The sequence below is a fragment of the Desulfosporosinus youngiae DSM 17734 genome (assembly GCF_000244895.1).
Lineage (GTDB): Bacteria > Bacillota > Desulfitobacteriia > Desulfitobacteriales > Desulfitobacteriaceae > Desulfosporosinus > Desulfosporosinus youngiae.
Window position 1 is genome coordinate 4,948,108 of sequence record NZ_CM001441.1, and the last position, 23,799, is coordinate 4,971,906.

The following is a 23,799-nucleotide window of genomic DNA, read 5'->3' on the forward strand; positions in this document are numbered from 1 at the left end:
CGTGTGTGAACGTGCAATGACCCCTTACTTTCACAGACCCCAATGACCTTGCTCTCCAAAGGAACCAATTAAAAAACTCTCACCCCCGTAGCATTTTTATGCTACAGGGACGAGAGTTTGTTCCCGCGGTTCCACCCTGTTTGACCCCATAGGGTCCCCTTCGTTTCCTATGCTCAGAGCTGCCCCATTCACTGCTCCCGTTCGGCTTCCACCCGCCCGAACTCGCTGATAGAGAGAATTCGCGAACTTTTTTCTCGTCATCACATCAAAGGTATTAATTTTTACTATTATATGCCGAGGAAAATGCACTGTCAAATAAAAGAGTAAAAAGATCTTATAAAATTTCGTTGATCGTTTGCCAGGCAGCTTCCATGGTTGCCGTATCAAGTCTGGCATTTGCCGTCTCAGGTTTAAACATGAGCGAAAACTCTTCGCCGGCCTTGGTTTTCTTTGCGGAATAAAAATCGCTATCGATAGGAATAGCCCCCAGATCCAGGAAGAAAGGTTTCCTGTCATCGAGATGTTCCATATTCTTCCTGACCTCAAGGAGAATCCCTTCGATCTCAGGATGTTTCTTTTCAAGGAACGTCCTGACCCTATGGAATAGAAAGCCTCCGATACCCCTGGCTTTATATTCAGGAGTAATCCCAAGGTGCTCTAAATAGCCCATTTTCACGTTTGGCATCCAATAGAAACAGGCGATTCCGAAGACTTTTTCATTTTCTTGAGCGGTCAGCAGATAATATTTGTTGGGGGCGATAGACTTAGGATTCAGTAGTTTATCCCGGATTTCTTCTTGTACAGATTCAGGGTATTCAAACACTGATCCCATTAGTTTAATGCCCGCTTGAGTATAGTAACCGTTGGGGTCCTTGCCTTCAACAAATTTAATATTATCGGTATCAATTTCCAGAACATTACCACAATCATCCCGGATAATTATCTCCTTATGGATGATCATGGCCATATCTCCCGTGTCTGCAAAGGCAGCATTAGCCTCATCCGTATCTATATGGAATTCAGTAACTCCATCATCTACCAGACGAACTGTAACATCATGATAGGAAACTATTTTTTCCCCTTTGAGTAAAATGCTGACTTTATCTGAATCAGTAAGGTCCAAGCGTTTTGCAGTCTTAGACAGCATATGTACATGTGCTTTAGCAATAATACAGCCGTGATCCAGTACTACGACCCCTTTAGGTCCGATAAGTACTGCTCCTGGGGTACCAACTAAATCGCCGGAATCCCGCAGAGGTGCATCAATCCCTAAAGGATATGTCTCTGTGCGCGACAATTCGATTTGACTTTCAGTACGATTTGGTCCGATAATTCTGACCTTTTCCAAAACTCCTTTTGTCCCTACGACATTGACAGTTTCTTTAGCAGCAAATTGACCTGCCTGCCCTAGATCCCGCAGCACGGTCAGCTCACTGCCCTGTCCGAATAATATTTCCATATGTTCACGAGTAAGATGGACATGTGCCCTGGAAACTCCCACCATAACAAGCCATTTCGCTTCTTGCTTAAAGTCTACTTTTTTAGGATCACTCATTTCCATTCTCTTGCCCTCCTTGAATTCAGACTAGTACCACTATTTTATATTAAAGTAGTATTATTTGAAACATCTTCCCCAAACTATAAAGTATAATTTTTTTAAATCACAAATACAATCTAAAATATTGCGATAATTATAAGTATTTGCTAAATCTCCTTATTTTTATCCACCGAAACCTTCTTCAATTGCCGCCGTTTTTTGTCATGGAATACTTTCCGGAGGGTATGCTGATATAAAAAACGCCCCTAGACCATTGGTCAATGGTCAGAGGATTTTCAATTAAACTGAGTATATCAACCTTCGGTCCTAATTCAACAGGCTATGGAAACCATTTTAATCTTTGTAAGGCTCTTTTAGTTGTCTATAATAACAAACATTCTTACGGAAACGATTCTTATAGGCTCAATTCTTTAATTTTACATATAAATTTATCATACACTTTATGCATATGAGGTTCATTGCTATAGACATTTAACTCTTCTATAGGTATCCATTTGACGCCGCTATTTTCGTCTTTTTTAATGTTTAGGACGTCATTCTCATCCGCTTCCATTAAAAATGCGACGGATAAATGCAGGTGAGGAGACACGTATTCCCCTCTTTTTATGTGCCCTATCACTGGAAGTATGTCCAAAGAAAAGATCCCCGGGGTAAGCAAATGGATATGATTGACTCCGGTTTCTTCCTTCAATTCTTTAATAGCAACGGCTTGTAAATCCTCGTCACCATCCGCATGCCCGCCGGTCCACGACCAAGAGTTATAGATATTATGGTGAATAACAAGTACCCTATCTCTTCTTTTGTTGACTACAAAAGCCGAGCTGGTTAAATGAGCAATTACATTCTTTCTGGTTAAGACATCCTCAAATATCTCCAGGCATTTCAGAAATACGGCCTTATCCTTTTCTTCCTGCTCATTGTATGGAGCATATCGTTTAATTGCATCAATAAATTGCATACTCTCTCTCTTTCACATTAAGGATAGCTCGTGACGTATCTATACTAAAACAAAGACTAAAATTCGCCCGTTTCCCTATCATAAAGATACTCCTGATTCGAGGCAACTTCTAATTCAAAGTGATTCATAGCTGCTCCTACAGCTCCGACAAGAGCCAGCAATCTCAAGCCTGGTTTCCTCCATATGGTATAGGCCAGAGCCAGGCCCAAAGGAGCAGAAACGCTGATAATCGTGTTATCATGCCGTTTAAGACTGATTGTAGAGTGACTGATATTCGACAACGTAGACTTCACACTCTCCAAAATTCCCTGGCCGCACTCTTCAAACTTCCGATCGTTTCCTAAACCGTTTCGAATCCTCTCCAGATCATCCAAGGCTTTCAGCACGTCACCCTGAGCCAGATTTAAGGCTGTACGCGCTTCTTCATATCCGATCCCCATACGCTCACGCAGAAGATCTATCTTTTCAAGTTCAGTCCAAGATTCATTCATGGTCTTTCCCTTCCTTTCCGTCAAAGCCCCGCTCCGAGTCATCCCGCGTCAGACTTCCCATTCTCCAAGCTTTAAGGGGTCGCTCAAACTTATGTTCGAGATAAATCCTCAATATCTCCAAAATTTCCTGCTGCATCCAAGCACTCCAACGCAAGCGATCTAATTTGGTAATATCCTGACGAAGAAGCTGACGCATAAAGGCAATACTGCCGGCCCGAATCCATCGTCCGGAATAGTTCTCCCAACAGTTCCCACATAAGATCCCCCCAGCCTCTGCACTAAAAAACAAACGATCCCCCTTCGCCTTGCCCCCGCACTCTGCGCATTCCCCTAAACCCGGACGATACCCTAACACTTCCATTAACCGTAAAGCATAGGCACTAAGCACAAGAGACGAGTCAAATTGTTCCAGCAGAAATAAACTAGTCAAAGTAAGTGTAAACAGCTCCGCATTAGGCTGCCCGGAAATCGTTGAGATATCTAAGAGCTCGGCAACCCCAGCAGCAGCAAAGGAACGATCCAGATCATTCCATAGATAAGGGAAACTTTCCTTAGGACTGCACTGGCTTACAGTATCGAGAGATTTCCCCCGGTGAATCAAAAAATCTCCATACGTAAATAACTGAGCCCCCGCCCTTTGACGACTCTTCGGTTTGCGCACTCCTTTTGCCACAGCTTGAAGCTTCCCCAACTCACGGGAAAAAAGAGTGAGCACCCGATCCGACTCACCAAATTGCCTGCTGCGGATCACCAACGCGTCCGCATGATAAACGGCCACGTCCACTCACCCTTTCTATTCTTTGTATTCTATGATCTTAGTATGCATGACAGTCAGGCGCTTGAACGGCAGTTTGCTCTGCATCCTTCACACAAGAACGGCGCTTGTCCCCAGCCTATCCGCCCCGGCCTCCACAAGCTCAAGCGCAAATTCCCTGCTCCTTATGCCGCCCGATGCTTTAACCTTTACCTTTTCCCCAACCCATGTTTTCAGATTACGCACATCCTCAACAGTGGCTCCCCCTCCGGCAAAGCCGGTCGAAGTCTTGATAAAATCCGCTCCCGAACGTTTGACGATCTCGGCTGCTGATTTCTTCTCCTCTTCAGTGAGGAGACAGGTTTCAATAATAACTTTTACGATTAATCCGCACTCATGAGCCGCATCAACCACTCTGCTGATATCCCGCTCAACCGCTTCCCAATTCCCGGACTTTGCCCAGCCGATATTCATAACCATATCGACTTCTTTGCCGCCATGAGCTTTAACCATGAATACTTCTTGAACCTTAATTTCTGTAAATGTCGCCCCTAGCGGAAAACCTACAACAGCAGCAACACAGATCCCAGTACCGTGCAGTAGTTTAGACACCGTTTGCACGTGAATCGGATTAACACAAACCGCAGCAAATCTGTGCTGCTGAGCTTCATGACAAAATGCTACAATATCCTTTTCACAGGCCTCCGGTTTTAACAAGGTATGATCCGTTATTCCAGTAAGATTCATTGACTTATCCCTTTTCCTTTCCATAGCCATAATTACGCAAGCTGTCCGGCCGGTTGCGCCAGTCCTTCTTGACTTTGACCCACAGTTCTAAAAACACCTTGCTGCCCAGCAAAGCTTCTATATCTTGCCGGGCCAAACGACCGATCTCTTTAAGCTGAGCGCCCCCTGACCCGATGATAATTCCTTTCTGAGATTCCCGCTCAACGATAACCAGAGCGCGCACCTTAACTAACGTTTTCTTTTCTTGAACCTCTTCAATCACCACAGCAATCGAATGAGGAACCTCATCCCGGGTCAGCTGAAGTACCTTTTCGCGCACCAATTCAGCCATAATGAAACGCTCAGGCTGGTCGGTCACTTCATCCTCCGGATAATACATCGGACCCTTGGGGAGTTGAGCAAAGATCACCTTCAGCAGCTCATTGGTATTTTCCCCCGTTTTTGCAGAAATAGGCACAATAGCCTTAAAATCTGCCAGCTTGGAAAACTGCTGAATTTTAATCATTAACTGCTCTTTCGTTAATAAGTCGACTTTATTCAAAGCCAATACACAGGGAGTCTTCGTTTGCTTGAGCATCTCAATGATAAACTCTTCCCCCGGACCAAAGTCAGAAGACAGATCCACCATATAGAGGATCACATCCACCTCCCGCATGGATTCCTTGGCCGTCCCAACCATGAATTCGCCAAGCTTATGCTTTGGCTTATGTATGCCGGGGGTATCCAGAAAAATGATTTGTCCCCGTTCCTCCGTCAGGATACACTGGATTCGATTACGCGTGGTCTGAGGCTTATCGGACATGATCAACACTTTCTGTCCTAATAAATGATTAAGCAAGGTCGATTTCCCTGCATTCGGTCTGCCAATCACAGACACAAAGCCTGAACGAAATTCACTTTTCGAAACCAACGATGAAGTCACTTCCCTATCTTTCAGCATTAATTTTTTATGTAGTCTATATTACCTTATCCTTAACTAATAACGTCTATTCAGCACCCATTATGGAACCCTCATTCTTAACCGCCTCTAGGCCTCTAATTCAAAAAGCCCTCACCCCTGTAGCATTTTTAAGCTACTGAAGCGGAGCTTATTCCAGCAGTTCCACCTTTTTAATCCCTGAGGATCCACTTCGTTTATGTGCTCAGAACTACCCATCCACTTCTCATTCGGCTTCCACTCATCCAAAATCATATAGAGAAGATTCACAAAACTCTCCCATCATATATTATAAGGCATTTATTGCAATAATTATATGCTGAGGGAGAAATCGTGTCAAATTTTAACCCCCCACCTTAAGGAGATTTAACTGCATGATTTGAATGGGTAAATACTATTGGGTTGTAATTGGAAGTTATAGTATAAAATTCAGAGTTATCAATAGCTAAAGTTGAATAATTGAAAGATTTCCGATCATTTTGCCTTTGCACCGTTATTATAAGACGTGATAAACTACAGGCAACTTTACAAAATCGACAAAGTTGTAAGATAGTGTAATTAATATGAGGGCATTCATAAAAGGAGGTGTTTAAAATCATAAGATTTGACAAAGTCTCTAAAATATTCTCAGACGGGTTTCAAGCTTTAGATAACATATCTTTTCACATTGATAAAGGGGAACTGTTTGTAATAATCGGGCCCAGCGGCTGTGGTAAAACGACCACCATGAAGATGATTAACCGATTAAACGAACCGACAACAGGTACAATATGGATAGACGGCAAGGATATTAGCAAGGAAAACCCTGTCGAATTGCGGCGTAATATCGGGTATGTTATCCAGCACATTGGACTCCTGCCCCATATGACAATTGGCGAGAATGTCGCCTTAGTACCGAAACTTAAAAAAATGAATGCTTCAAGCTATCTGAAAAGAGTCGATGATCTTTTATCTATGGTCGGCTTAGATCCGGATACATATCGTGACCGTTATCCCGCAGAATTAAGTGGCGGCCAACAACAAAGGGTAGGGGTTATTCGAGCACTGGCCGCCGAACCGCCAGTTATTTTAATGGATGAGCCATTTAGTGCCTTAGATCCGATCAGCCGCGAACAACTGCAGGACGAGCTTATCAGGCTGCAACAGGAAATAAAGAAAACTATTGTCTTTGTCACTCATGATATGGATGAAGCCCTTAAAATTGCAGATCGTATTTGTATTATGAAAGACGGCAAGATAGTTCAGTTAGCTAGTCCAGAACATATCTTGCGTCATCCGGCCAATGATTTTGTACACTCGTTTATCGGAGAAGACAGACTAAATGCCGCAGGTATCCTTCCTGATGTTGAAGATGTAATGGTTAAGCCAGTAACAGCCGGTCCTAACCGTGGCTTGGCAGAGGCTATCAAACTAATGCATAAATATAAAGTTGACAGCTTGATCATAACTAAATCAGGAAATAAATATCTGGGTATTGCCAAAGCATGGGACATCCAGCAACACTACCGTGACGAAACTTTAACTCTCCAGGATATTATGCTGAAGGATTTTCCAACCATTCAGAGAGACCGGCCCTTAAGCGAGGCCTTAGAAGTCATCAGTGAAAATAAAGTGTCCAGCCTGCCCGTGCTCAGCGCTGCAGGGGAGCTGGCAGGTGTTATTACCAGAGCGAGTTTAGTCGATGTCATGGCAGATAAATACCGAAATGGAACAACGGATTCCTAGAAAGGAGAGCCATGGAAATATTCAAAATTTTCCAAGAACGATGGCCGGCTATCGTTACAGCTTTCGGTGAGCATATTCAGTTAACATTTGTCGCCCTCTTTTTTGCGATTAGCATTGCTGTTCCGTTAGGAATTGTATTAACCCGTTATCGCAAATTAGCCGAGACAATCATCGGTGTGACAGCAGTAGCACAAACAATCCCCAGCCTTGCTCTGCTTGGTTTGATGATTCCCCTACTGGGCATTGGATTTGTTCCTGCTATTGTGGCATTAACAATTTACGGATTATTGCCTATCGTACGTAACACATATACAGGTATAGTAGGAGTAAATCCGGCTGCTATTGAAGCAGGAATCGGCATGGGAATGACTTCAACTCAGGTATTATTTATGGTGGAAATGCCTCTGTCTCTCTCTGTTATTATGGCAGGCATAAGAACCTCAACTGTTCTTATCGTAGGGGTTGGCACTCTTGCCGCTTTAATTGGAGCCGGAGGTTTGGGAGATCTGATTTTTAGAGGGATTTCGATGTCAAGCAATGAACTGATTCTGGCAGGGGCCCTCCCAGCCGCACTGTTGGCTGTAATTTTCGATTATTTGATCAAACGGATTGAGATTAGGGTAACTCCTAAAGGCAGCAGGTAAACTGGTCTAAAAAATATTATTGAGATAATTATAAGTTTGGAGGAGGATAACTCATGAAAAAGGCAAAAAAATATGGCATTTTAGCATTTGTGTTATTATTGGCTCTTAGTTTAGTAGGTTGCTCAGCCAAAACCGAAGCAGGGGACACCATAAAAATTGGCGGAAAGAACTTTACGGAGCAAGACATTTTGGTTCACTTAATGGCTGGAGTAGTTGAGGCTAAAACTGATCTTACAGTCGAAACTAAACCCTGGCTTGGAGGAACAATGGTTGCGTCAAAGGCATTAGATAATGGGGATATTGACATTTATGCAGAATATACCGGTACAGCTTTGATGGTTCAACTTGAACAAGAGCCAATGACCGACCCGGTTGCCGTTTATGATAAGGTAAGCAAAATGTACAATGAGAATAAGAACATTACCTGGCTGGAACCTTTTGGTTTTAATAATACTTACACAATGAGCATGCGTAAAGCAGATGCAGAAAAGCTGGGTATTGAAACTTTCAGTGATCTTGCTAAGCAATCAACTAATTTATCATTGGTGGTTGAGGGCGAATTCTTTGAACGGGAAGACGGATATAAAGGACTTCAGAAAATGTATGGCATGAACTTTAAGGCTACGAGTGCAATGGATGCGGGCTTAATGTACGGTGCCGTCAAAGACGGTAAAGCAGACGTGTTGGATGCTTTTGCTACCGATGGAAGAATTGTGGCGTTTGATCTGAAAGTTCTAAAGGATGATAAGCAGTTTTTCCCACCCTATTACGCCGCTCCGCTCGTGCGTAATGATACATTAGCCAAACACCCTGAGCTTGCAGATGCTCTCAACTCTTTGGCAGGCAAACTCGATGATGCAGCAATGCAGCAGCTTAACGCTAAGGTCGACCTGGACAAGCAATCATCTAAAGATGTTGCCAACGAGTGGCTAAAAGCCCAAGGTTTGATTTAGTAAACCTTAAAGTTTAACCTTGTAAAAAGGACCAAGGCTAAGGCGCCTCGGTCCTTTTTGTGTCTAAACCATGCACATCAAATGTGCCTTCTCCCGAGTAACATTATCCTCCGTCACAAGCCCCGGGCGCTGTGTCATGCCAGTCCTAGAAACTCCGGACCAAACGCCTCCGGCAGCAACCGTTTTAGGCTAGTCCACCGCACTTGTCCTTGACCATTTACTAGGATGACCGGACAATCCACGGCAAACTCACGAATCACTTGCCGACAAGCGCCACAAGGAGACGGAAAAACATCACTTGGAACCGCGATAGCAATTCCCTTTAATTCTCGTTCTCCACGAGCTATAGCTTTAAAAATTGCATTTCGTTCTGCACAAATGGTTAAGCCATAACTAGAATTCTCAACATTACACCCACTATAAATCGTTCCCGAGGAAAAGACTGCTGCTGACCCAACCGGGTAATGAGAATACGGAACATAAGCATGCTCATAAGCTGCCTTAGCCTGATGAATAAGCTCATCCAGGAGCTCTGGTGCAATCGTTCCCCGAATCTCTGCCTCTATTACTCCCATTGTTTGAGATTGATTCTGCCGCACGCAAACAACTCCTTCGAACCATTTCCTTGGAAGACCGGGTTAATCACCCTCACTCCTAAAACATCCTGCTCGCCAAGCGATACAGTACAGGAACAAAAACGATCATTCCTATCACTGCTGCTTGAATCGCCGCCACTAATACAGCCCCTGCTGCAATATCTTTGGCCATTCCTGCTAAAGGGTGAAAATTTGGCTGTACCATATCGACCACTGTTTCAACCGCTGAATTCATGACTTCCGCGCTAATGACACTGCCGATTGCAAAAATAAGACTCAACCATTCAAACCGTGTAACCTCACTCCACCAAGCAAAGAGCAAGACGCTAACCCCTGCCACGATATGAAACTGTACGTGTTTTTGAGTCTTAACAGTATACAGCATTCCTCGCCATGCCTGATTTAAACTGCGTAAAAAGCCTGGTTTATGATATATCCCCATTTTACCTCCATTTGAAGTTAGAAGCTCTTAGCCTCTATACTCGCTCCAGCTTCAATTTTGCCATTACTGCTTCTTCTTTCACGCGCATTTCTTGTTTATCAATCTCTTCTTCATGATCAAAGCCTAACAAATGGAGCGTCCCATGGACAGCAAGGTAAATAATCTCCCGTTCGAAGGAATGCCCATATTCCACCGCCTGATCTCTTGCCCGCTCAACCGAGATTACAATATCCCCAAGCATCTCATCCTCTTCCTCTATTTCAGGTTCTTCTTCCATTTCTTCTTGTAAGGCAAAGGAAAGAACATCCGTTGGGCGGTCTACTCCCCGATATTCAAGATTTAAGGCATGGATGCGCTGATCATCAACTAACATTAGGCTTACTTCTGCTTCTTCCGGGCCTTCTGACATGCGAATGGCCTCATTGATCGCTTGATTTAATAAAGCAGCCAATGGTTCACGTTGTTCCATCAGGATTGAGTCTTCTTCCCAAGAGATATCTATGATCACATAATCCAGAGCAAACCTCATCCGATAAACCAATAACTTAGATGCGGTCACTCTTTCCCCCCTTCGATTTCGACGCTGTTGTATTACCTGGTTATTATGTAGTATGCCAACTGAACCTTATTTTCGGAGTAGTAAGGTGCTGCACAGCAACATGACAGGCTATTCTGCAAATATTGAAGCAATCTAACTTTCTTGTCTGACCTTGGCTTCCGCTGCTGTCTCCTCAAGACTTTCCAACGGCTTTTCCGTTTGAGAGCTTTCATCATCCTCTTTAAGCACTTCACCCGGGAGTCTTTTCGGTATGGAATCGTTACTATTACCCCGAATACTTGGCATTTCCGGATATTCAACCCGCGAGTGGAAAATTCCGCTTAAGACACGAACAAAGGCCATTGCAATACGGTCCAAGTCTTGAAAGGTCAGATCACTCTGATCCAATTGTTCATCATTCAGCTTGTCCTTAATTATTTTCCGGACAAATCCCTCGACCCGCCCTGGAGTTGGCTGTTTCATTGACCTGACTGCCGCTTCTACTGTATCAGCCAAAGCGACCAGGGCGGCCTCTTTGGTCTGAGGTTTTGGGCCTTCATAATGAAACGCTTCCTCAGGAACATTTTCAGATTCCTCAATAGCCTTATGATAAAAGAAACTGACCAGGCTATCTCCATGATGCTGGGCGATAATATCCTGGATCTGCTGCGGAAGTTTATATTCCTTAGCCAGTTCCAGCCCATCCTTGACGTGAGACGTAATAATCAATGCGCTAAGAGTGGGGGCAATTTTATCATGGGGGTTATCCTGGGTAAATTGATTTTCAATGAAAAAGTAAGGGCGTTTTAACTTGCCAATGTCGTGATACATAGCGCCTACCCTAACTAAAGTGGCATCAGCCCCAACAGCTTCTGCAGCGGCTTCAGCCAGGTTGCCTACCAAAATGCTATGATGGTAGGTCCCAGGTGCCTCCATTAACAAGCGCTTTAGCAAGGGACGATTGGGGTCGGATATTTCTAACAGGCGAACGGATGACGTTATATGAAATCCGGATTCAAACCAATGCAAGGCTCCTACCGTCAAAAACGAAGACGCTAAGCCATTGACAATCCCCAGGATCACGCCGACTACCCAAACTGCTAAGCGCATGTCTGAGGTTAAGGCAATTCCGCTGATGACCAAAATATTAATACCTGACACAAAAATCCCTGCACGCGCCAAATCAGAACGCTGACTTAAACGAGATACACTATATACACCGACAATCCCGCCAAAGAGAGCCACAACACCCGAGTGCAGACTGAATGAGGTGGAAAGAGCCGGGTCCACTAAGACTGTCACAAAGATCCCTAAGACCACAGAAACCATAATAGCAACATCCACGCCGACTAAAATTGCCACTGTCATGGTCGCCCAAGCTACCGGAATCAGCATGCCTGACAAAGTATTAAAGTCAGGGCCCAGATTTAAGGCAATCACTCCACGTCCGATGGCCATAATCATACTCATAACCAGCCCAAGCAGGATAAGGCGATTCGTCGAGTTAAAAATATCCCGCTTATATTGAAATAGATACGCTAAAATCGAGCCCATACCAATAAGTACAATCACGGCAATTCCGAAGACAGACTTCCATGTATTGTGGCTATTGATCAATCCATAAGCGACCAAGACCTGGTAAATTGTCTCATCAACGATTTCGCCGGCCCCTATGATTTTTTGGTTAGCCTTGTAGTGCAGGCTGTCCTGTTTTATTAAAGCCCTTGCTGCTGCCCGTAAGGCTTCTGTTGTCGGCTCGTCCACAATCAAAGTTGGCCGGTTCACCTCTTGATCCAAAAAAACCTTAAATAGGGTTTTAGCATCTTGAGTTAGCTCAGCTTGATCAAGTTCGGCTTTAATCCGATCACGAAACGCTGCCACATTCTCGCTCGTACGAGGCCCTGTATCCAAACTACGCGCTCTGCTTAAAATAATTTCCCGGCCAACTTGTTCGGACTTCGTTAGTTCTTCAGGCAATGTTTCAATGAGAGAAACCAACACATCCTCCGGCAAACCCGCAAAAAGCTGATTTTTTTTAAGTTCGCTGAGGATTTCATCGTTTTCTGATGTCGAAGCCTCACGCAAGGAGATAAAAGCGTTTCCGATAGTTTTGGTCAATAAGATCAAATACTCCTCATCCGCCTTATACACCGGCTGAACAGCTCTTGCAGCCGCCTCCTTATCGCGCTCATACTTCACCTGATCCTCGATATCCCTATTCCACGGTGCAGTGATGAGCTGAGGGCTGGGCTCTCCTATCTCTATATGCAGTGTCGAAACAAAAATGTTCGAGGATAACAAAATCGTTAACAACAGAAAATACATCACCCCAACTATGGCACGCAGCCAGGCGGTGTGATGTTTAAGCCAATCAAGACGGCTGGATAGCTCACCCCAGATCCTTCTGAGCATTTTGTTCTTCAAATACCATCATCCTTACTTCCCAGTGCCCTGCTTAGGACTCACATGCTTCTGAGGGCTGAATAATATCGCCAAACTCTATGGATTGGCATATACGGCCAAATCTTCGTAAGTTTCTACCTCAACTCTAACCCGCTCCGAACCCGAATTGCCGGGAAGAACCCTGACTATCTCTTCTACAATCGGGACTCCCTGGGTAATTTTCTTCTGAACCTCAAGCCGGGCTGCTTGTTCCGCCAATTTGCGGGCTTCAGCAACGGAGCGTTCAATATGCACATTACGTAATTCTATATGATTTACCTTAATACCTTCGACAGGAAAACGCCAATTCCTCCAAAGTTTTGCGGATTGAATGATCTCTTCTTTACAAGATTGGTCAAAGGGAGAATTCTGTGCTGTTAGCATTATAACGCGGGAACCAAATTTTATACCCCTTCCCACAGCAATTTTTCCACTTTCCTCCATTTTATCCTCAACCAAGGGAACTTGTGCCTCGGCACTATACCACACCCGCGCCCGCACAAACCCACGGGCAACGGCTGCCGGGGGCGTAGGTTTTGATTTGTCTTGTGCGCTCTGACTATAATTGGCTGGAGGGCTCGATATCAGTACTTGCCCCGCCCGCACGGTTTCCCCCTCATGAATTTGAGGCGTCCCTTCAATCACCATAATTTCCTTGACGATTCCGGCACGGCTGGCGACCAGGTTCCCCGCTTCCTCAGGAATAGTCGGGCGGATTTTCTCTGAAACTCTGATTTCTATGTTTGTTCCGTGACGCTCTATGCCTATCCAGGCTGCATCCGGCAGTTGTTCCTGAAGCGCTTTAGCAATCCCGTTCAGATCTAAATCTTTGGAATGAACATAGGTTTTAAGTCCGAGCTTCTCAGCCCGTTCCAACACCTCAGCCGTCATAAGATTTTTATTTCCCAGCACTGAAATTGAAAGCACAAGTTGGGACAAAAACGTCAGAACAGAAGCTATGATAATAATACCTATCAATAGCCCTTTTCTGCGCCACCAGCGTGCTGCAACAAAAGGCCAGCCATACTTAGCCACAATATGTATTCTTGTATGCGTGAGGCGCGCGGAGCGGCGCAGCCGCCGAAAATCTGCCAGCTTAATCTGGGCACGCATTCCATGCTCAGATCGTTGGGTATGATAAAGAATGACACCGTCTTTGGAAACCAGATTAACGAAGCGCGCCAATTGCTCTCCCCGTGCGAGGAAAAGAATCCGCCCATACCAAAAGGTTCTCAGCCATTCAAACATTATTTTATCTCCCCTCCTCCAAACGAAAAGGAAGACAATTCCCCTTCAATCTGCAGTTCCGAAGACAAAATTACTCTAAGCATTAACCCTTTTCCCCTAAAATAGATATCCCCCTCCGCGGTTTCTATCCTTATTTCTTCCTCTGAAAAATTAATAATACTTATATAATTCTCAACCATTATTTCTCTTCGACCAATTATCGTAATTTTAGGACCTTCTCCTACAACATCCGGCGGAAAATCTAAAACTTCTCCGACGCTTGTCTGTATTTTTTTGAACAAAGAAATCCCTCCCCTTCACTGAATATTTATGAAGGGAAAAACCATAATAGTCCAAGCTTGCTATTAAATTATTTTAGATATGAAAAAGACCCGGTTACTTATGTAACCAGGCCTCTTTTACAAATCCTAATCTTGCTATGCCTCAAGAATTTCTCGTACAATCTGATTGACAAGTTTACCATCAGCACGACCTTTCGTCTTAGGAGTTACTGCCCCCATGACTTTTCCCAAGTCTTTAAGGCTTTGAGCCCCAACTGCGGTAACGGTCTCCTGAACGAGTTGGCGAATATCCCCTTCGGAAAGCTGTTGAGGAAGGTAATCTTTAAGAACTTCCATTTCCTCTTTCAAAGCTTTAACCTTATCGGGGCGATCCGCTTGCCCGAAAACTTCAAGCGCATCCCGACGCAACTTCATTTCCCGTGCTAAAACTTCGACGACTTGCTCATCGTTAAACTCAATCTTCTTATCAATCTCAGCATTTTTTATGGCAGCCCGGGCCATTCGAATGACGGAAAGTCTTACCTTCCCCTCCTCTTTGGCCTTCATGGCAAGCTTCATATCCTCAACCAAGCGATCTTTCAGGGTCAATTCGAGACACTCCTTACTTGAACTTGCGTTTACGTGCAGCTTCAGACTTCTTCTTTCTCCTCACACTTGGTTTCTCATACGCCTCGTGCTTACGAGCTTCTGCGCTGACACCTGCCTTTTGACAAGAACGCTTGAACCGGCGGAGTGCGGCATCAAGGGATTCATTTTTACCAACTTTGACTTCACTCATTGTCTATCCCTCCCTCCACTGGATCATCACAAATATACTTTATTATTATACTGGATGAATTAGGTTGAGTCAAGTTCACTTTGAGGTCATGACTCAAGTCTATCACCAAAATCATCCAATTCTAGCGTTTAGGGCCTGCCCGCCCAGCAAATGAAAATGCAGGTGACCCACGACTTGCCCTCCGTCTGTACCTGTGTTGGTGACCACTCTATAGCCGGACTCTGCCACCCCAAGCTCCTCAGCTAACCGACGGATAACCCCCAAAAGATGCCCAATTAACGGTTCATTTTCGGGCGTCACATCATTAAGACTACGCAAATGAATTTTGGGAATAACCACCAAATGTACTGGGGCCAATGGGTTAATGTCCTTAAACGCAATTAATCCATCGTCTTCATAGACGGTTTCACTGGGAATTTTCCCTTGGGCAATTTGACAAAAGATACAATCTGAGATCTGCATTCTTTTTCCCTGCCTTCCCTTATCTTATTCCAGTCAATAGAGTTTTGCGACTTAGGATAACTTAATATGATGCTCTTCTAAAACAACGGTTGCGAACTCCCCGGCTGTCCACAGCTTACCATCCTCACGAGCCGGAATCTCAACCTGAATATAATGAGGCGTATGCCCTACCGCACATCCCTCCGGATCAACCCTTTCGATCAGCACTTCCAGAGAATCTCCAATAAAGCGACGACTAAACCTTGCCTGACTTTCCCGAGCAACCGCCAAAAGTTCCTTGACCCGTTGATCCTTCACTTTTTTCAAAACTTGATCAGGATAATCCGCAGCAGGGGTTCCCTGCCGCTTAGAATACGGAAACACGTGAATTCCGGAAAAGTCACAGGCTTTCGCGAATCGAATCGTTGAGGCATGGTCTTCATCCGTTTCGCCGGGAAAACCAACAATGATGTCCGTTGTAACTGCAAGATTGGGAATCCGCCTGCGGATTTTTCCCAGCAATGCCTTATACTCTGATAAATCGTAGGGTCGGTTCATGCGTGCCAACACATGATCACTGCCGCTTTGTAAGGGTATATGCAGGTGAGGGCAAACTTTATCTGACGCAACAATGCTCTCAAGCAACTCATCCGTATATTCCATGGGTTCAATCGAACTCAGTCTCAAACGCCGAAGTCCGGGAATTTTATCGAACTCCCGTACTAAACGGGCCAGATTCCATTCTTCTCCTAAATCCTGTCCGTAAAACCCTGTATGGATCCCAGTCAGGACAATTTCCGGATAACCCTCTTCAACCAGCCGCCGGGCCTCAGCAATCGCCTTCTCCGGACGCCGGCTGCGCAAAGGACCCCTGGCATAAGGAATAATGCAGTACGTACAAAATTGATTGCACCCTTCCTGAATTTTCAGCATCGCCCTCGTCCGGTGCTCCTCACTAAGTTGAGGAAGTTCTTCAAACTCCTCAGCATCCCAGATCCCGCGCACAGCATTCTGAGGCACCCTCTCAGCCTCCACACGCTTAATCCACTCCAGGATTTTCGAGCGATCCTGAGTTCCAAGAACCAGATCAACCCCCTCAATCCCCAGAACCTCTCCCGGCGCTGTTTGAGCATAACAACCCATGACCACCACAACACTCTCCGGGTGAGCCTTAATCATCCGGCGAATAACCTGACGGGATTTACTATCCCCCGTATTCGTCACAGTGCAGGTATTAACGACAACCACATCTGCTTCCTCTTGGGCACTCACCACCTGATACTCCGCCTCTCGAAACAGCTGGGCCATCGCTTCACTTTCAGTTTGATTCACTTTACAGCCCAACGTAACGAAACAAACCGCTTTTCGTGGTTCGGTCCTAGAACCTTGACTAGCAAATGGCATAAAAATAATTCCACCTTTTCCGTGGTTTACCCTAAATCCCCAAAATACCCCAGCACCATCGTCAACGCCGCCAAAGCCGCCGTTTCCGTTCTAAGTATCCTCGGTCCCAAAGAAACACTTTGAGCACCAAGATTTTCTCGGGCCCAAGCGACCTCAGTTTCCTCAAACCCTCCCTCAGGGCCGATAATGACAGCAATCGGGTGTTTCCCATTCATCATTCCTAGCACCGTGCTCAAACGCTGACTCTTCTCCTCTTCATAGGGAATCAGCCATTGAGTATCCTCCGGCAGGAGCGCCTTCAAGTCCTTCCAATCACAGACCTCCGATATTTCAGGTTCTTGTACTCTATGAGATTGTTTAGAAGCCTCCGAGGAGATCTTTTGCCAGCGAACAACTCTATCCCGGGCCTTTTTTCCTTCAATATGTACAATAGAACGTTTAGCGCGCAAAGGAATGAGACCGGCCATGCCCAATTCGGTTCCTTTCTGAATCACCCAATCCATTTTCTCTCCTTTGGAGAGCCCTGCCACCATAAATACCGAAGTATGGGCCTCTACATCAGGCTGGTCCGTACTTAGAATCCGGCATGTAACACTTTTGTCCTCGATCTTTACAATAACACTGGTATACTCCTTCCCAGTATTATCATAACCCACCACCAAGTCTCCCGGCGAAAGTCGGAGCACCCGGACAAGATGCTCTCGTTCCGCGTCGCGCAGCCAAAAAACATCCTTGCCAAGCTCAGTAATTTTAAACCGGTTCATGCTAAGCCCACCTTGCTCTAAATAGAATCCAGCCGGAATCCTCAACTCGTTCTACAATCTCCAACCCAGCCGCCTTCAGCGCAGTTTCCACCTCATCAGCTCGGTTATCAATAATTCCCGAAGCCAAAAATTCGCCGTCAAAGCGTAATATGCGTTTTAAATCCGAAAGTAATACTAAAATCACATCGGCAATAATATTAGCGATGACTAAATCTGCCTGTCCTACCAGCACGGTCCCTAAATCACCTCGTAATACACGCACTTGGTCATTCACTTTATTTAAAGCGACATTTTCCTGAGCCACCTTGATGGCCACCGAATCAAGATCCACAGCATCCACCTTAGCACCGAGTTTCGCGGCCGCAATGGCTAGAATTCCGGAACCCGTTCCTAAGTCAAAAACCCTTTGACCTGGTTTTACCAGGTCCTCTAAGGCCTTCAAACATAAGGTCGTCGTAGGATGAGTTCCCGTGCCGAAAGCCATCCCCGGATCCAGTTCGAGTACCACATCCCCTGGTCTCAGATCAGCCTGCTCCCAGGTTGGTTTAATGAGGAAATGCCGGCCAATATGAATCGGTTTAAAATAAGCCTTCCAAGCCGTTTCCCAATCCTCTTCCTTCAATGAGAGCCCTTTACTCTGTACGACCCAACCGGGATAGCGTTCCAGGAGATTACGAATACCCAGATCAAGCCTCTCAAGCTTATCTGAAAGCTCTTCATCTTCGGGAAAATACCCTTTCACTACGGAGGTTCCAGTAGATTCTACCTCTCCAAAAGCATGGTAATCCCACTCTCCTGATTCCATGTACTTTAACAATAGTTCCGGGTCTTCCACACTGACGCCGGGACAACCTAATTCATAAAAAAGATCGGCAACAGTTTCCTCACCTTCAGATGAAACTGTTACCGCCACTTCACGCCACTTCATTGTTGATACTCCTTTTTACCCCATCGCATCGCGAAGGTTTTCTTTAAACTTTTCAAACAACGACTTTTTTCCCATCTGCTGTTGTTCTGAAGTGACTTCTCCAAATTCACGCAAGAGTTTCTTTTGTTTTTCATTCAGCTTTGTCGGCGTCGTCAAAACCACTCGAACATGCTGATCCCCGCGGCCCGTTCCCCGGCGGCGCGGTATACCGTGCCCTTTAAGCCTGAAGATCGTAGAGGTTTGTGTTCCTTCCGGAACTTTCATACTAACAACCCCATCCAGAGTCGGAACCTCGATCTCAGCGCCCAGAGCCGCTTGAACAAAGGTGATTGGAACCTCACAATACACATCATTTCCGTCCCGTTCAAAGAACTTGTGAGGTTTAACCTGCAAAACGATATAAAGATCTCCGGGAGGCCCGCCTTTAGATCCGGCTTCACCATCCCCGCTAAGCCTTAAGTTCAAACCGTCCTCAGAACCTTGGGGAACAGTAATCTTAATCGTTTTAACCTTACGAACCTTTCCCTGACCATGACAAGCAGAGCACGGACTGCTGACAGTACGACCTTCTCCATGACAGTTTGGACAAGTTCTTGCCGTTTGAATCTGACCAAAAGGAGTCCGCTGAGTAACCTTGACCTGCCCTGTGCCATGACATTGGGAACAGGTCGTAGGATGCGTTCCAGGTGCTGCCCCGGAACCCTGACAATCCATACAAGTCTCGTCCCGCGGAACCTGTATCTCTTTCTCAACGCCAAACGCCGCCTCTTCAAAGGTCAACGTCATTGCATAGCGCAAATCAGAACCACGCTGCGGACCGCCACGCCGCTGGCCACCGCCGCCGCCGAAAAACATATCAAAAATGTCACCGAAGCCTCCGGCATCTCCAAATCCGCCCATACCAGGATCTGCATGCCCAAATTGGTCATAACGCGCTCTCTTCTCCGGATCACTTAAAACATCATAGGCCTCTGCAACTTCTTTAAATTTCTCTTCCGCTTCTTTATTTCCCGGGTTTGCATCCGGATGATATTGACGGGCCAACTTTCTGTAGGCCTTCTTAATCTCCTGTTCACTAGCATTGCGCTCGACTCCGAGCACCTCATAGTTATCGCGTTTCATTATTTTCCTCCACACTCCTGCTTACCCATCCAATTCAGACAGCAAAGTCCTATAGTATTATATGACCCTTCAGCCTGAAGCACAAGGAAATATCCATTTAAATGGTATTTTTAATAATTTTCTACAAACAAATGCGGGCACAAGGCTTAAAAGCTTTGTACCCCTCAAAATTCCTCCCATAGCGACGGCGCCGTGGTGAGCGGAGCAAGTTCGCTCCAGCCCACCCCGTCGACCCGACCTACGCCCTTTTATTGATCCTTCTTAACTTCAGTGAACTCCGCATCCACTACATCATCATCTTTTTTAGCCTGCTCGGCTCCAGGTTGTGCTCCAGCCCCTGCATTCGGGTCTTGAGCCGCTTGCTGCTGATACATTTTTTCAATATAAGGATGGAGCACTTTATTCAAGGCCTCAGTTTTAGCATTGATCTCCTCGACATTATCACCGGCAGCTGCTGTTTTTAATTCTTCCACTGCCTTCTTAATGCTTTCCACTTCGGCAGCGTCGCCCTTACCTTCAAATTCCTTCAAGGTTTTCTCAGTTTGATAGCTTATCGAATCCGCTGCGTTCTTAGCATCAATCAGCTCTCTATGCTTCTTGTCTTCTTCTGCATGCGCTTCAGCGTCTTGCTTCATTTTCTCAATATCTTCTTTAGAGAGACCGGTCGATGACGTAATCGTCACTTTTTGTTCATTTCCAGTTGCTACATCCTTAGCGGAGACGTGAACAATACCATTGGCATCAATATCAAATTTAACTTCGATTTGTGGAACGCCGCGTGGTGCAGGAGGAATTCCAGTGAGCTGGAAACGTCCTAAGGTCTTGTTGTAGCTGGCCATTTCACGCTCCCCTTGGAGAACATGAATGTCAACAGAGGTCTGATTGTCCGCAGCCGTTGAGAACGTCTGAGATTTAGTCGTTGGAATCGTCGTGTTGCGATCAATGATCCTGGTAAATACGCCGCCAAGGGTTTCAATCCCTAAGGAAAGCGGAGTTACATCCAACAAGATCATATCCTTAACTTCACCACTGAGCACGCCCCCTTGGATTGCGGCACCCATGGCGACCACTTCGTCCGGATTAACCCCTTTGTGAGGGTCTTTACCACTAATTTTCTTAATAGCTTCTACGACGGCAGGAATACGGGTTGATCCACCTACCAAAATGATTTGATCAATTTGGTTCCAGGATAGTTTTGCATCTTCAATCGCTTGACGTGTCGGCCCAATGGTAGAATCCACCAAATCAGAGGTGATTTCCTCAAATTTAGCTCTGGAAATATTCATATCCAAGTGTTGAGGTCCTTCTTCCGTCATCGTGATGAAGGGGAGGTTAACATTAGAATTCGTAACACCGGAAAGCTCGATCTTAGCTTTTTCAGCGGCTTCTTTTAAACGCTGCAGGGCAACTCTGTCTTTAGAAAGATCCGCACCATGGCTTTTCTTGTATTCCGCAACCATATAATCGATTAAGCGCTGGTCAAAATCGTCGCCGCCCAGGTTGTTATTGCCGCTGGTCGCTTTAACTTCCACCATACCTTGACTTAATTCGAGAATGGATACGTCAAACGTACCGCCTCCCAGGTCAAAGACTAAAACAGTCGAATCGTCTTTTTTGTCAAGACCATAAGCAAGGGCCGCAGCTGTGGGCTCGTTGATAATCCGCAGAACTTCCAGGCCGGCAATGGCTCCGGCATCTTTGGTTGCTTGACGCTGGGCATCTGTAAAATAGGCCGGGACAGTAATAACCGCTTGGGTAACCGGCTGCCCGATATAAGCCTCTGCATCTGTTTTGAGCTTCTGGAGAACCATCGCAGAAATCTCTTGAGGGCTATACGTTTTATCGTCAATTTTCACTTTGTGATCTGAACCCATATGACGTTTAATGGAGCTTACAGTTTTATCCGGATTCGATACGGATTGACGCTTAGCGACCTGTCCGACTAATCTCTCACCGGTTTTAGAAAAGCCTACGACGGATGGAGTTGTGCGATTTCCTTCCGCATTAGGGATGACAACAGCTTCTCCACCTTCCATAACTGACACACAAGAGTTGGTAGTACCTAAGTCAATACCGATAATTTTACCCATTATAATCATCCTCCTTTATAACTAGTTCGAAACCTTAACCATGCTAGGACGCAAAACTTTTTCTTTGAGGTAATATCCCTTTTGAAGTTCTTCCACTACTGTATTTTCCGGATGTTCATCCGATTCGACTCGAAGAACCGCATCATGCAGATTCGGATCAAAAGGCTGCCCAAGGGCTTCGATTGCCGTAAGTCCTTCTTTATTAAGCACCGTCTGCAATTGACGGAAAATCATGTCCACACCTTGTGCAAAAGCATTGATATCCGGGTTTGATTGAGCTGAGCTGGCAGCCCGTTCAAAATTATCCAAAACCGGAAGCAGCTCTGCAACAAGACGCTCAGACGCGTGTTTAATAATCTCTGCCTTCTCCTTCTGGGTCCGTTTTCGGTAGTTGTCAAATTCCGCCTGTAATCGCAACGCATGATTGTAATGCTCATCCGCTTTAGCTTTAGCCTGGATAAGCTCCGCCTCCAGTGTCATAACTTTTTCTAAAGGACTCATATCATTGCTGTCAAGAGTATCTTCACCAGGAGGATTCTCTAGGTCACGCTCTTGCGTATCCTCCACTTGACCTTCATCTTTAAGCTCCCGGCCTCTGAGAGTTTCTTCTCTCATTCGCGCCATGTATAATCACCTCTCGCAACTTAATCACTATTAATTATTTATATAGAATGAACCAAAAGGCTCAGTCACCGCATCTCTAAGTCTTCGTGAGCGGAGCAATTTCACTCCGGCCCTCGTTAAATCGTCACAACCTACGCTTCGTAAGAACCTCCGTCAAACTTCGCGTCATAAAATCAACGATAGCAATAACCTTGGCGTAATCCATACGGGTCGGCCCAAGTACGCCCACCGCCCCGATTGTTAATCCGTTAACTTTATAAGTCGCGGATATCAAGCTGCAATCACGAAATTCCTTCAATGTATTTTCTCCACCGATCGTGACATTTAGTCCTTCCTGGCGGGGGGTTAATAGTTTTTTCAATGGTTCATTTTGTTCGAATACTTTGAACAAGGTTTTAACCTTACCTAAATCACGAAATTCCGGTTGATTGAGCATATTCAGAGTTCCGCCAAGGTGGATACGTTCATCTTCCTCGCCGTTATCCAATATAGCTCTTAACATATCCAGCGCATTATCTATCAAAAGTCTCTGCCGGGACAGTTCGCTGTAAATCTCATGCAGCAGACTGCGTTTGACTTGACTTATGGAATATCCACGCATTTTCTGGTTAAAGACATCGGCTACATGCTGCAATTCTTCCGCTGTGAGATTTTCACCGACATCAACAATATGATTCTCTACCACACCGTTTTCTTTAACGATCACCATTATAACCTGCCCGGGCTGATAGGGCAGAAAATGCATTTTCCCAAACGTGCTTTTCCCTTTATGCGGACCAAGCACAAGACTGGTCAGATTGGTAAGTTCAGATAATAATTTGCTGGTATGTGCTACGATTTCCTGAAGCTCATTGATTTTTTTGGTGCTCTCTCGTTCAATAATTTCCATATCCTCGGCATTCAGTACTTGGGGATCCATCAGACAATCTACAAAATAACGATACCCCGCATCCGAAGGCACTCGTCCCGCAGATGTATACGGTTGTTCAATAAATCCTAACTCTTCCAAGTCGGCCATTTCATTGCGAATCGTCGCTGAAGATACTCCTAAATCAAACTTACGTGCAATCGTTCGAGAACCAACCGGTTCAGCGGTAGCAATATAATCTTGAACTATCGCTCGTAATATTTTGCGTTTGCGTTCATCCATTTGCATACATGCTTCCCCCGCTTTCAAAACAGATCCCCACGCCAAGTACAACATCAAAACATATCAACGTCTCTTTTTGTCTTTCGTTGTTAGCACTCTATCTCGATGAGTGCTAACAACTGATGTCTTCACATTACCACGTCATTTTCACTTTGTCAAGAATCAATTAGGTGATTCTTGCTTA

At 45.3% G+C, this 23,799-nt stretch carries 25 protein-coding genes; 3 read left to right on the forward strand and 22 right to left on the reverse strand.

Annotated features, from left to right (window positions below; genetic code table 11):
- Positions 1 to 334: 334 nt before the first annotated feature.
- The 6 genes from pduL to era all read right to left on the reverse strand — a co-directional run bounded on the left by pduL (position 335) and on the right by era (position 5,448).
- Positions 335 to 1,561, reverse strand: a complete 1,227-nt coding sequence (pduL, locus tag DESYODRAFT_RS22985; protein ID WP_007786741.1) for a phosphate propanoyltransferase — start codon at positions 1,559 to 1,561, stop codon at positions 335 to 337.
- A 391-nt stretch (positions 1,562 to 1,952) separates the two neighbouring features.
- Positions 1,953 to 2,516 (reverse strand): NUDIX hydrolase, encoded by a 564-nt coding sequence (locus DESYODRAFT_RS22990; RefSeq protein ID WP_007786742.1) that lies wholly within the window; start codon positions 2,514 to 2,516, stop codon positions 1,953 to 1,955.
- 56 nt (positions 2,517 to 2,572) lie between these two features.
- Entirely contained in the window at positions 2,573 to 3,007 is a 435-nt protein-coding gene (locus DESYODRAFT_RS22995; RefSeq protein ID WP_042339036.1) for a DUF4342 domain-containing protein, read from the reverse strand.
- Positions 3,000 to 3,785, reverse strand: coding sequence for a DNA repair protein RecO (gene recO, locus DESYODRAFT_RS23000; protein ID WP_007786746.1), 786 nt, complete (start codon positions 3,783 to 3,785; stop codon positions 3,000 to 3,002). Before recO ends, DESYODRAFT_RS22995 begins: the two co-directional genes overlap by 8 nt.
- A gap of 87 nt (positions 3,786 to 3,872) precedes the next feature.
- On the reverse strand, positions 3,873 to 4,508 hold the full coding sequence (gene deoC / locus DESYODRAFT_RS23005; protein ID WP_007786748.1) for a deoxyribose-phosphate aldolase: 636 nt from the start codon (positions 4,506 to 4,508) through the stop codon (positions 3,873 to 3,875).
- A 4-nt stretch (positions 4,509 to 4,512) separates the two neighbouring features.
- On the reverse strand, positions 4,513 to 5,448 hold the full coding sequence (gene era / locus DESYODRAFT_RS23010; RefSeq protein WP_007786750.1) for a GTPase Era: 936 nt from the start codon (positions 5,446 to 5,448) through the stop codon (positions 4,513 to 4,515).
- Between the two features lie 591 nt (positions 5,449 to 6,039).
- Between era and DESYODRAFT_RS23015 the strand changes: the two genes are divergently transcribed.
- From DESYODRAFT_RS23015 to DESYODRAFT_RS23025, 3 genes are read left to right on the forward strand one after another with little or no spacing between them, the layout of a single operon-like run.
- Positions 6,040 to 7,170, forward strand: coding sequence for an ABC transporter ATP-binding protein (locus DESYODRAFT_RS23015; RefSeq protein ID WP_042340036.1), 1,131 nt, complete (start codon positions 6,040 to 6,042; stop codon positions 7,168 to 7,170).
- A gap of 11 nt (positions 7,171 to 7,181) precedes the next feature.
- Positions 7,182 to 7,814 carry an ABC transporter permease gene (locus DESYODRAFT_RS23020; RefSeq protein ID WP_007786753.1) on the forward strand — a complete coding sequence of 211 codons (633 nt, stop codon included), beginning with the start codon at positions 7,182 to 7,184 and terminating at the stop codon, positions 7,812 to 7,814.
- A gap of 53 nt (positions 7,815 to 7,867) precedes the next feature.
- Complete coding sequence (locus tag DESYODRAFT_RS23025; RefSeq protein ID WP_007786754.1) at positions 7,868 to 8,767, forward strand: glycine betaine ABC transporter substrate-binding protein; 900 nt, start codon at positions 7,868 to 7,870, stop codon at positions 8,765 to 8,767.
- Between the two features lie 134 nt (positions 8,768 to 8,901).
- Here DESYODRAFT_RS23025 and cdd read toward each other — a convergent pair whose 3' ends face one another.
- The 16 genes from cdd to hrcA form a co-directional block, all read right to left on the reverse strand.
- Positions 8,902 to 9,342 (reverse strand): cytidine deaminase, encoded by a 441-nt coding sequence (gene cdd / locus DESYODRAFT_RS23030; protein ID WP_042340037.1) that lies wholly within the window; start codon positions 9,340 to 9,342, stop codon positions 8,902 to 8,904.
- A gap of 79 nt (positions 9,343 to 9,421) precedes the next feature.
- The gene (locus DESYODRAFT_RS23035; protein ID WP_007786756.1) at positions 9,422 to 9,805 is read right to left on the reverse strand and encodes a diacylglycerol kinase family protein; all 384 of its coding nucleotides are present in this window, start codon (positions 9,803 to 9,805) and stop codon (positions 9,422 to 9,424) included.
- A 34-nt stretch (positions 9,806 to 9,839) separates the two neighbouring features.
- Entirely contained in the window at positions 9,840 to 10,313 is a 474-nt protein-coding gene (ybeY, locus tag DESYODRAFT_RS23040) for an rRNA maturation RNase YbeY (RefSeq protein ID WP_042340038.1), read from the reverse strand.
- A gap of 183 nt (positions 10,314 to 10,496) precedes the next feature.
- Positions 10,497 to 12,755, reverse strand: coding sequence for an HD family phosphohydrolase (locus DESYODRAFT_RS23045; protein ID WP_083842268.1), 2,259 nt, complete (start codon positions 12,753 to 12,755; stop codon positions 10,497 to 10,499).
- Between the two features lie 87 nt (positions 12,756 to 12,842).
- Positions 12,843 to 14,033 (reverse strand): sporulation protein YqfD, encoded by a 1,191-nt coding sequence (locus DESYODRAFT_RS23050; protein WP_007786759.1) that lies wholly within the window; start codon positions 14,031 to 14,033, stop codon positions 12,843 to 12,845.
- The gene (locus DESYODRAFT_RS23055; RefSeq protein ID WP_007786760.1) at positions 14,033 to 14,314 is read right to left on the reverse strand and encodes a YabP/YqfC family sporulation protein; all 282 of its coding nucleotides are present in this window, start codon (positions 14,312 to 14,314) and stop codon (positions 14,033 to 14,035) included. The genes DESYODRAFT_RS23050 and DESYODRAFT_RS23055 overlap by 1 nt, the downstream gene beginning before the upstream one ends.
- A 135-nt stretch (positions 14,315 to 14,449) precedes the next feature.
- Entirely contained in the window at positions 14,450 to 14,902 is a 453-nt protein-coding gene (locus DESYODRAFT_RS23060; protein WP_007786761.1) for a GatB/YqeY domain-containing protein, read from the reverse strand.
- 13 nt (positions 14,903 to 14,915) lie between these two features.
- A complete protein-coding gene (gene rpsU, locus DESYODRAFT_RS23065; RefSeq protein ID WP_007786763.1) occupies positions 14,916 to 15,092 on the reverse strand; it encodes a 30S ribosomal protein S21 in 177 nt (58 codons plus the stop codon).
- A 111-nt stretch (positions 15,093 to 15,203) separates the two neighbouring features.
- A complete protein-coding gene (locus tag DESYODRAFT_RS23070) occupies positions 15,204 to 15,548 on the reverse strand; it encodes a histidine triad nucleotide-binding protein (RefSeq protein ID WP_042340042.1) in 345 nt (114 codons plus the stop codon).
- Positions 15,549 to 15,605: 57 nt separating this feature from the next.
- Complete coding sequence (mtaB, locus tag DESYODRAFT_RS23075) at positions 15,606 to 16,937, reverse strand: tRNA (N(6)-L-threonylcarbamoyladenosine(37)-C(2))-methylthiotransferase MtaB (protein ID WP_007786765.1); 1,332 nt, start codon at positions 16,935 to 16,937, stop codon at positions 15,606 to 15,608.
- Between the two features lie 26 nt (positions 16,938 to 16,963).
- A complete protein-coding gene (locus DESYODRAFT_RS23080; protein ID WP_007786766.1) occupies positions 16,964 to 17,701 on the reverse strand; it encodes a 16S rRNA (uracil(1498)-N(3))-methyltransferase in 738 nt (245 codons plus the stop codon).
- 1 nt (position 17,702) lies between these two features.
- Positions 17,703 to 18,629 carry a 50S ribosomal protein L11 methyltransferase gene (prmA, locus tag DESYODRAFT_RS23085; protein WP_007786769.1) on the reverse strand — a complete coding sequence of 309 codons (927 nt, stop codon included), beginning with the start codon at positions 18,627 to 18,629 and terminating at the stop codon, positions 17,703 to 17,705.
- A gap of 15 nt (positions 18,630 to 18,644) precedes the next feature.
- Positions 18,645 to 19,751, reverse strand: a complete 1,107-nt coding sequence (gene dnaJ / locus DESYODRAFT_RS23090; RefSeq protein WP_007786771.1) for a molecular chaperone DnaJ — start codon at positions 19,749 to 19,751, stop codon at positions 18,645 to 18,647.
- Positions 19,752 to 19,999: 248 nt separating this feature from the next.
- Positions 20,000 to 21,841 carry a molecular chaperone DnaK gene (gene dnaK, locus DESYODRAFT_RS23095; protein ID WP_007786773.1) on the reverse strand — a complete coding sequence of 614 codons (1,842 nt, stop codon included), beginning with the start codon at positions 21,839 to 21,841 and terminating at the stop codon, positions 20,000 to 20,002.
- Positions 21,842 to 21,862: 21 nt separating this feature from the next.
- A complete protein-coding gene (grpE, locus tag DESYODRAFT_RS23100; protein ID WP_007786775.1) occupies positions 21,863 to 22,465 on the reverse strand; it encodes a nucleotide exchange factor GrpE in 603 nt (200 codons plus the stop codon).
- Positions 22,466 to 22,589: 124 nt separating this feature from the next.
- On the reverse strand, positions 22,590 to 23,621 hold the full coding sequence (gene hrcA / locus DESYODRAFT_RS23105) for a heat-inducible transcriptional repressor HrcA (RefSeq protein ID WP_007786776.1): 1,032 nt from the start codon (positions 23,619 to 23,621) through the stop codon (positions 22,590 to 22,592).
- Positions 23,622 to 23,799 lie beyond the last annotated feature (178 nt).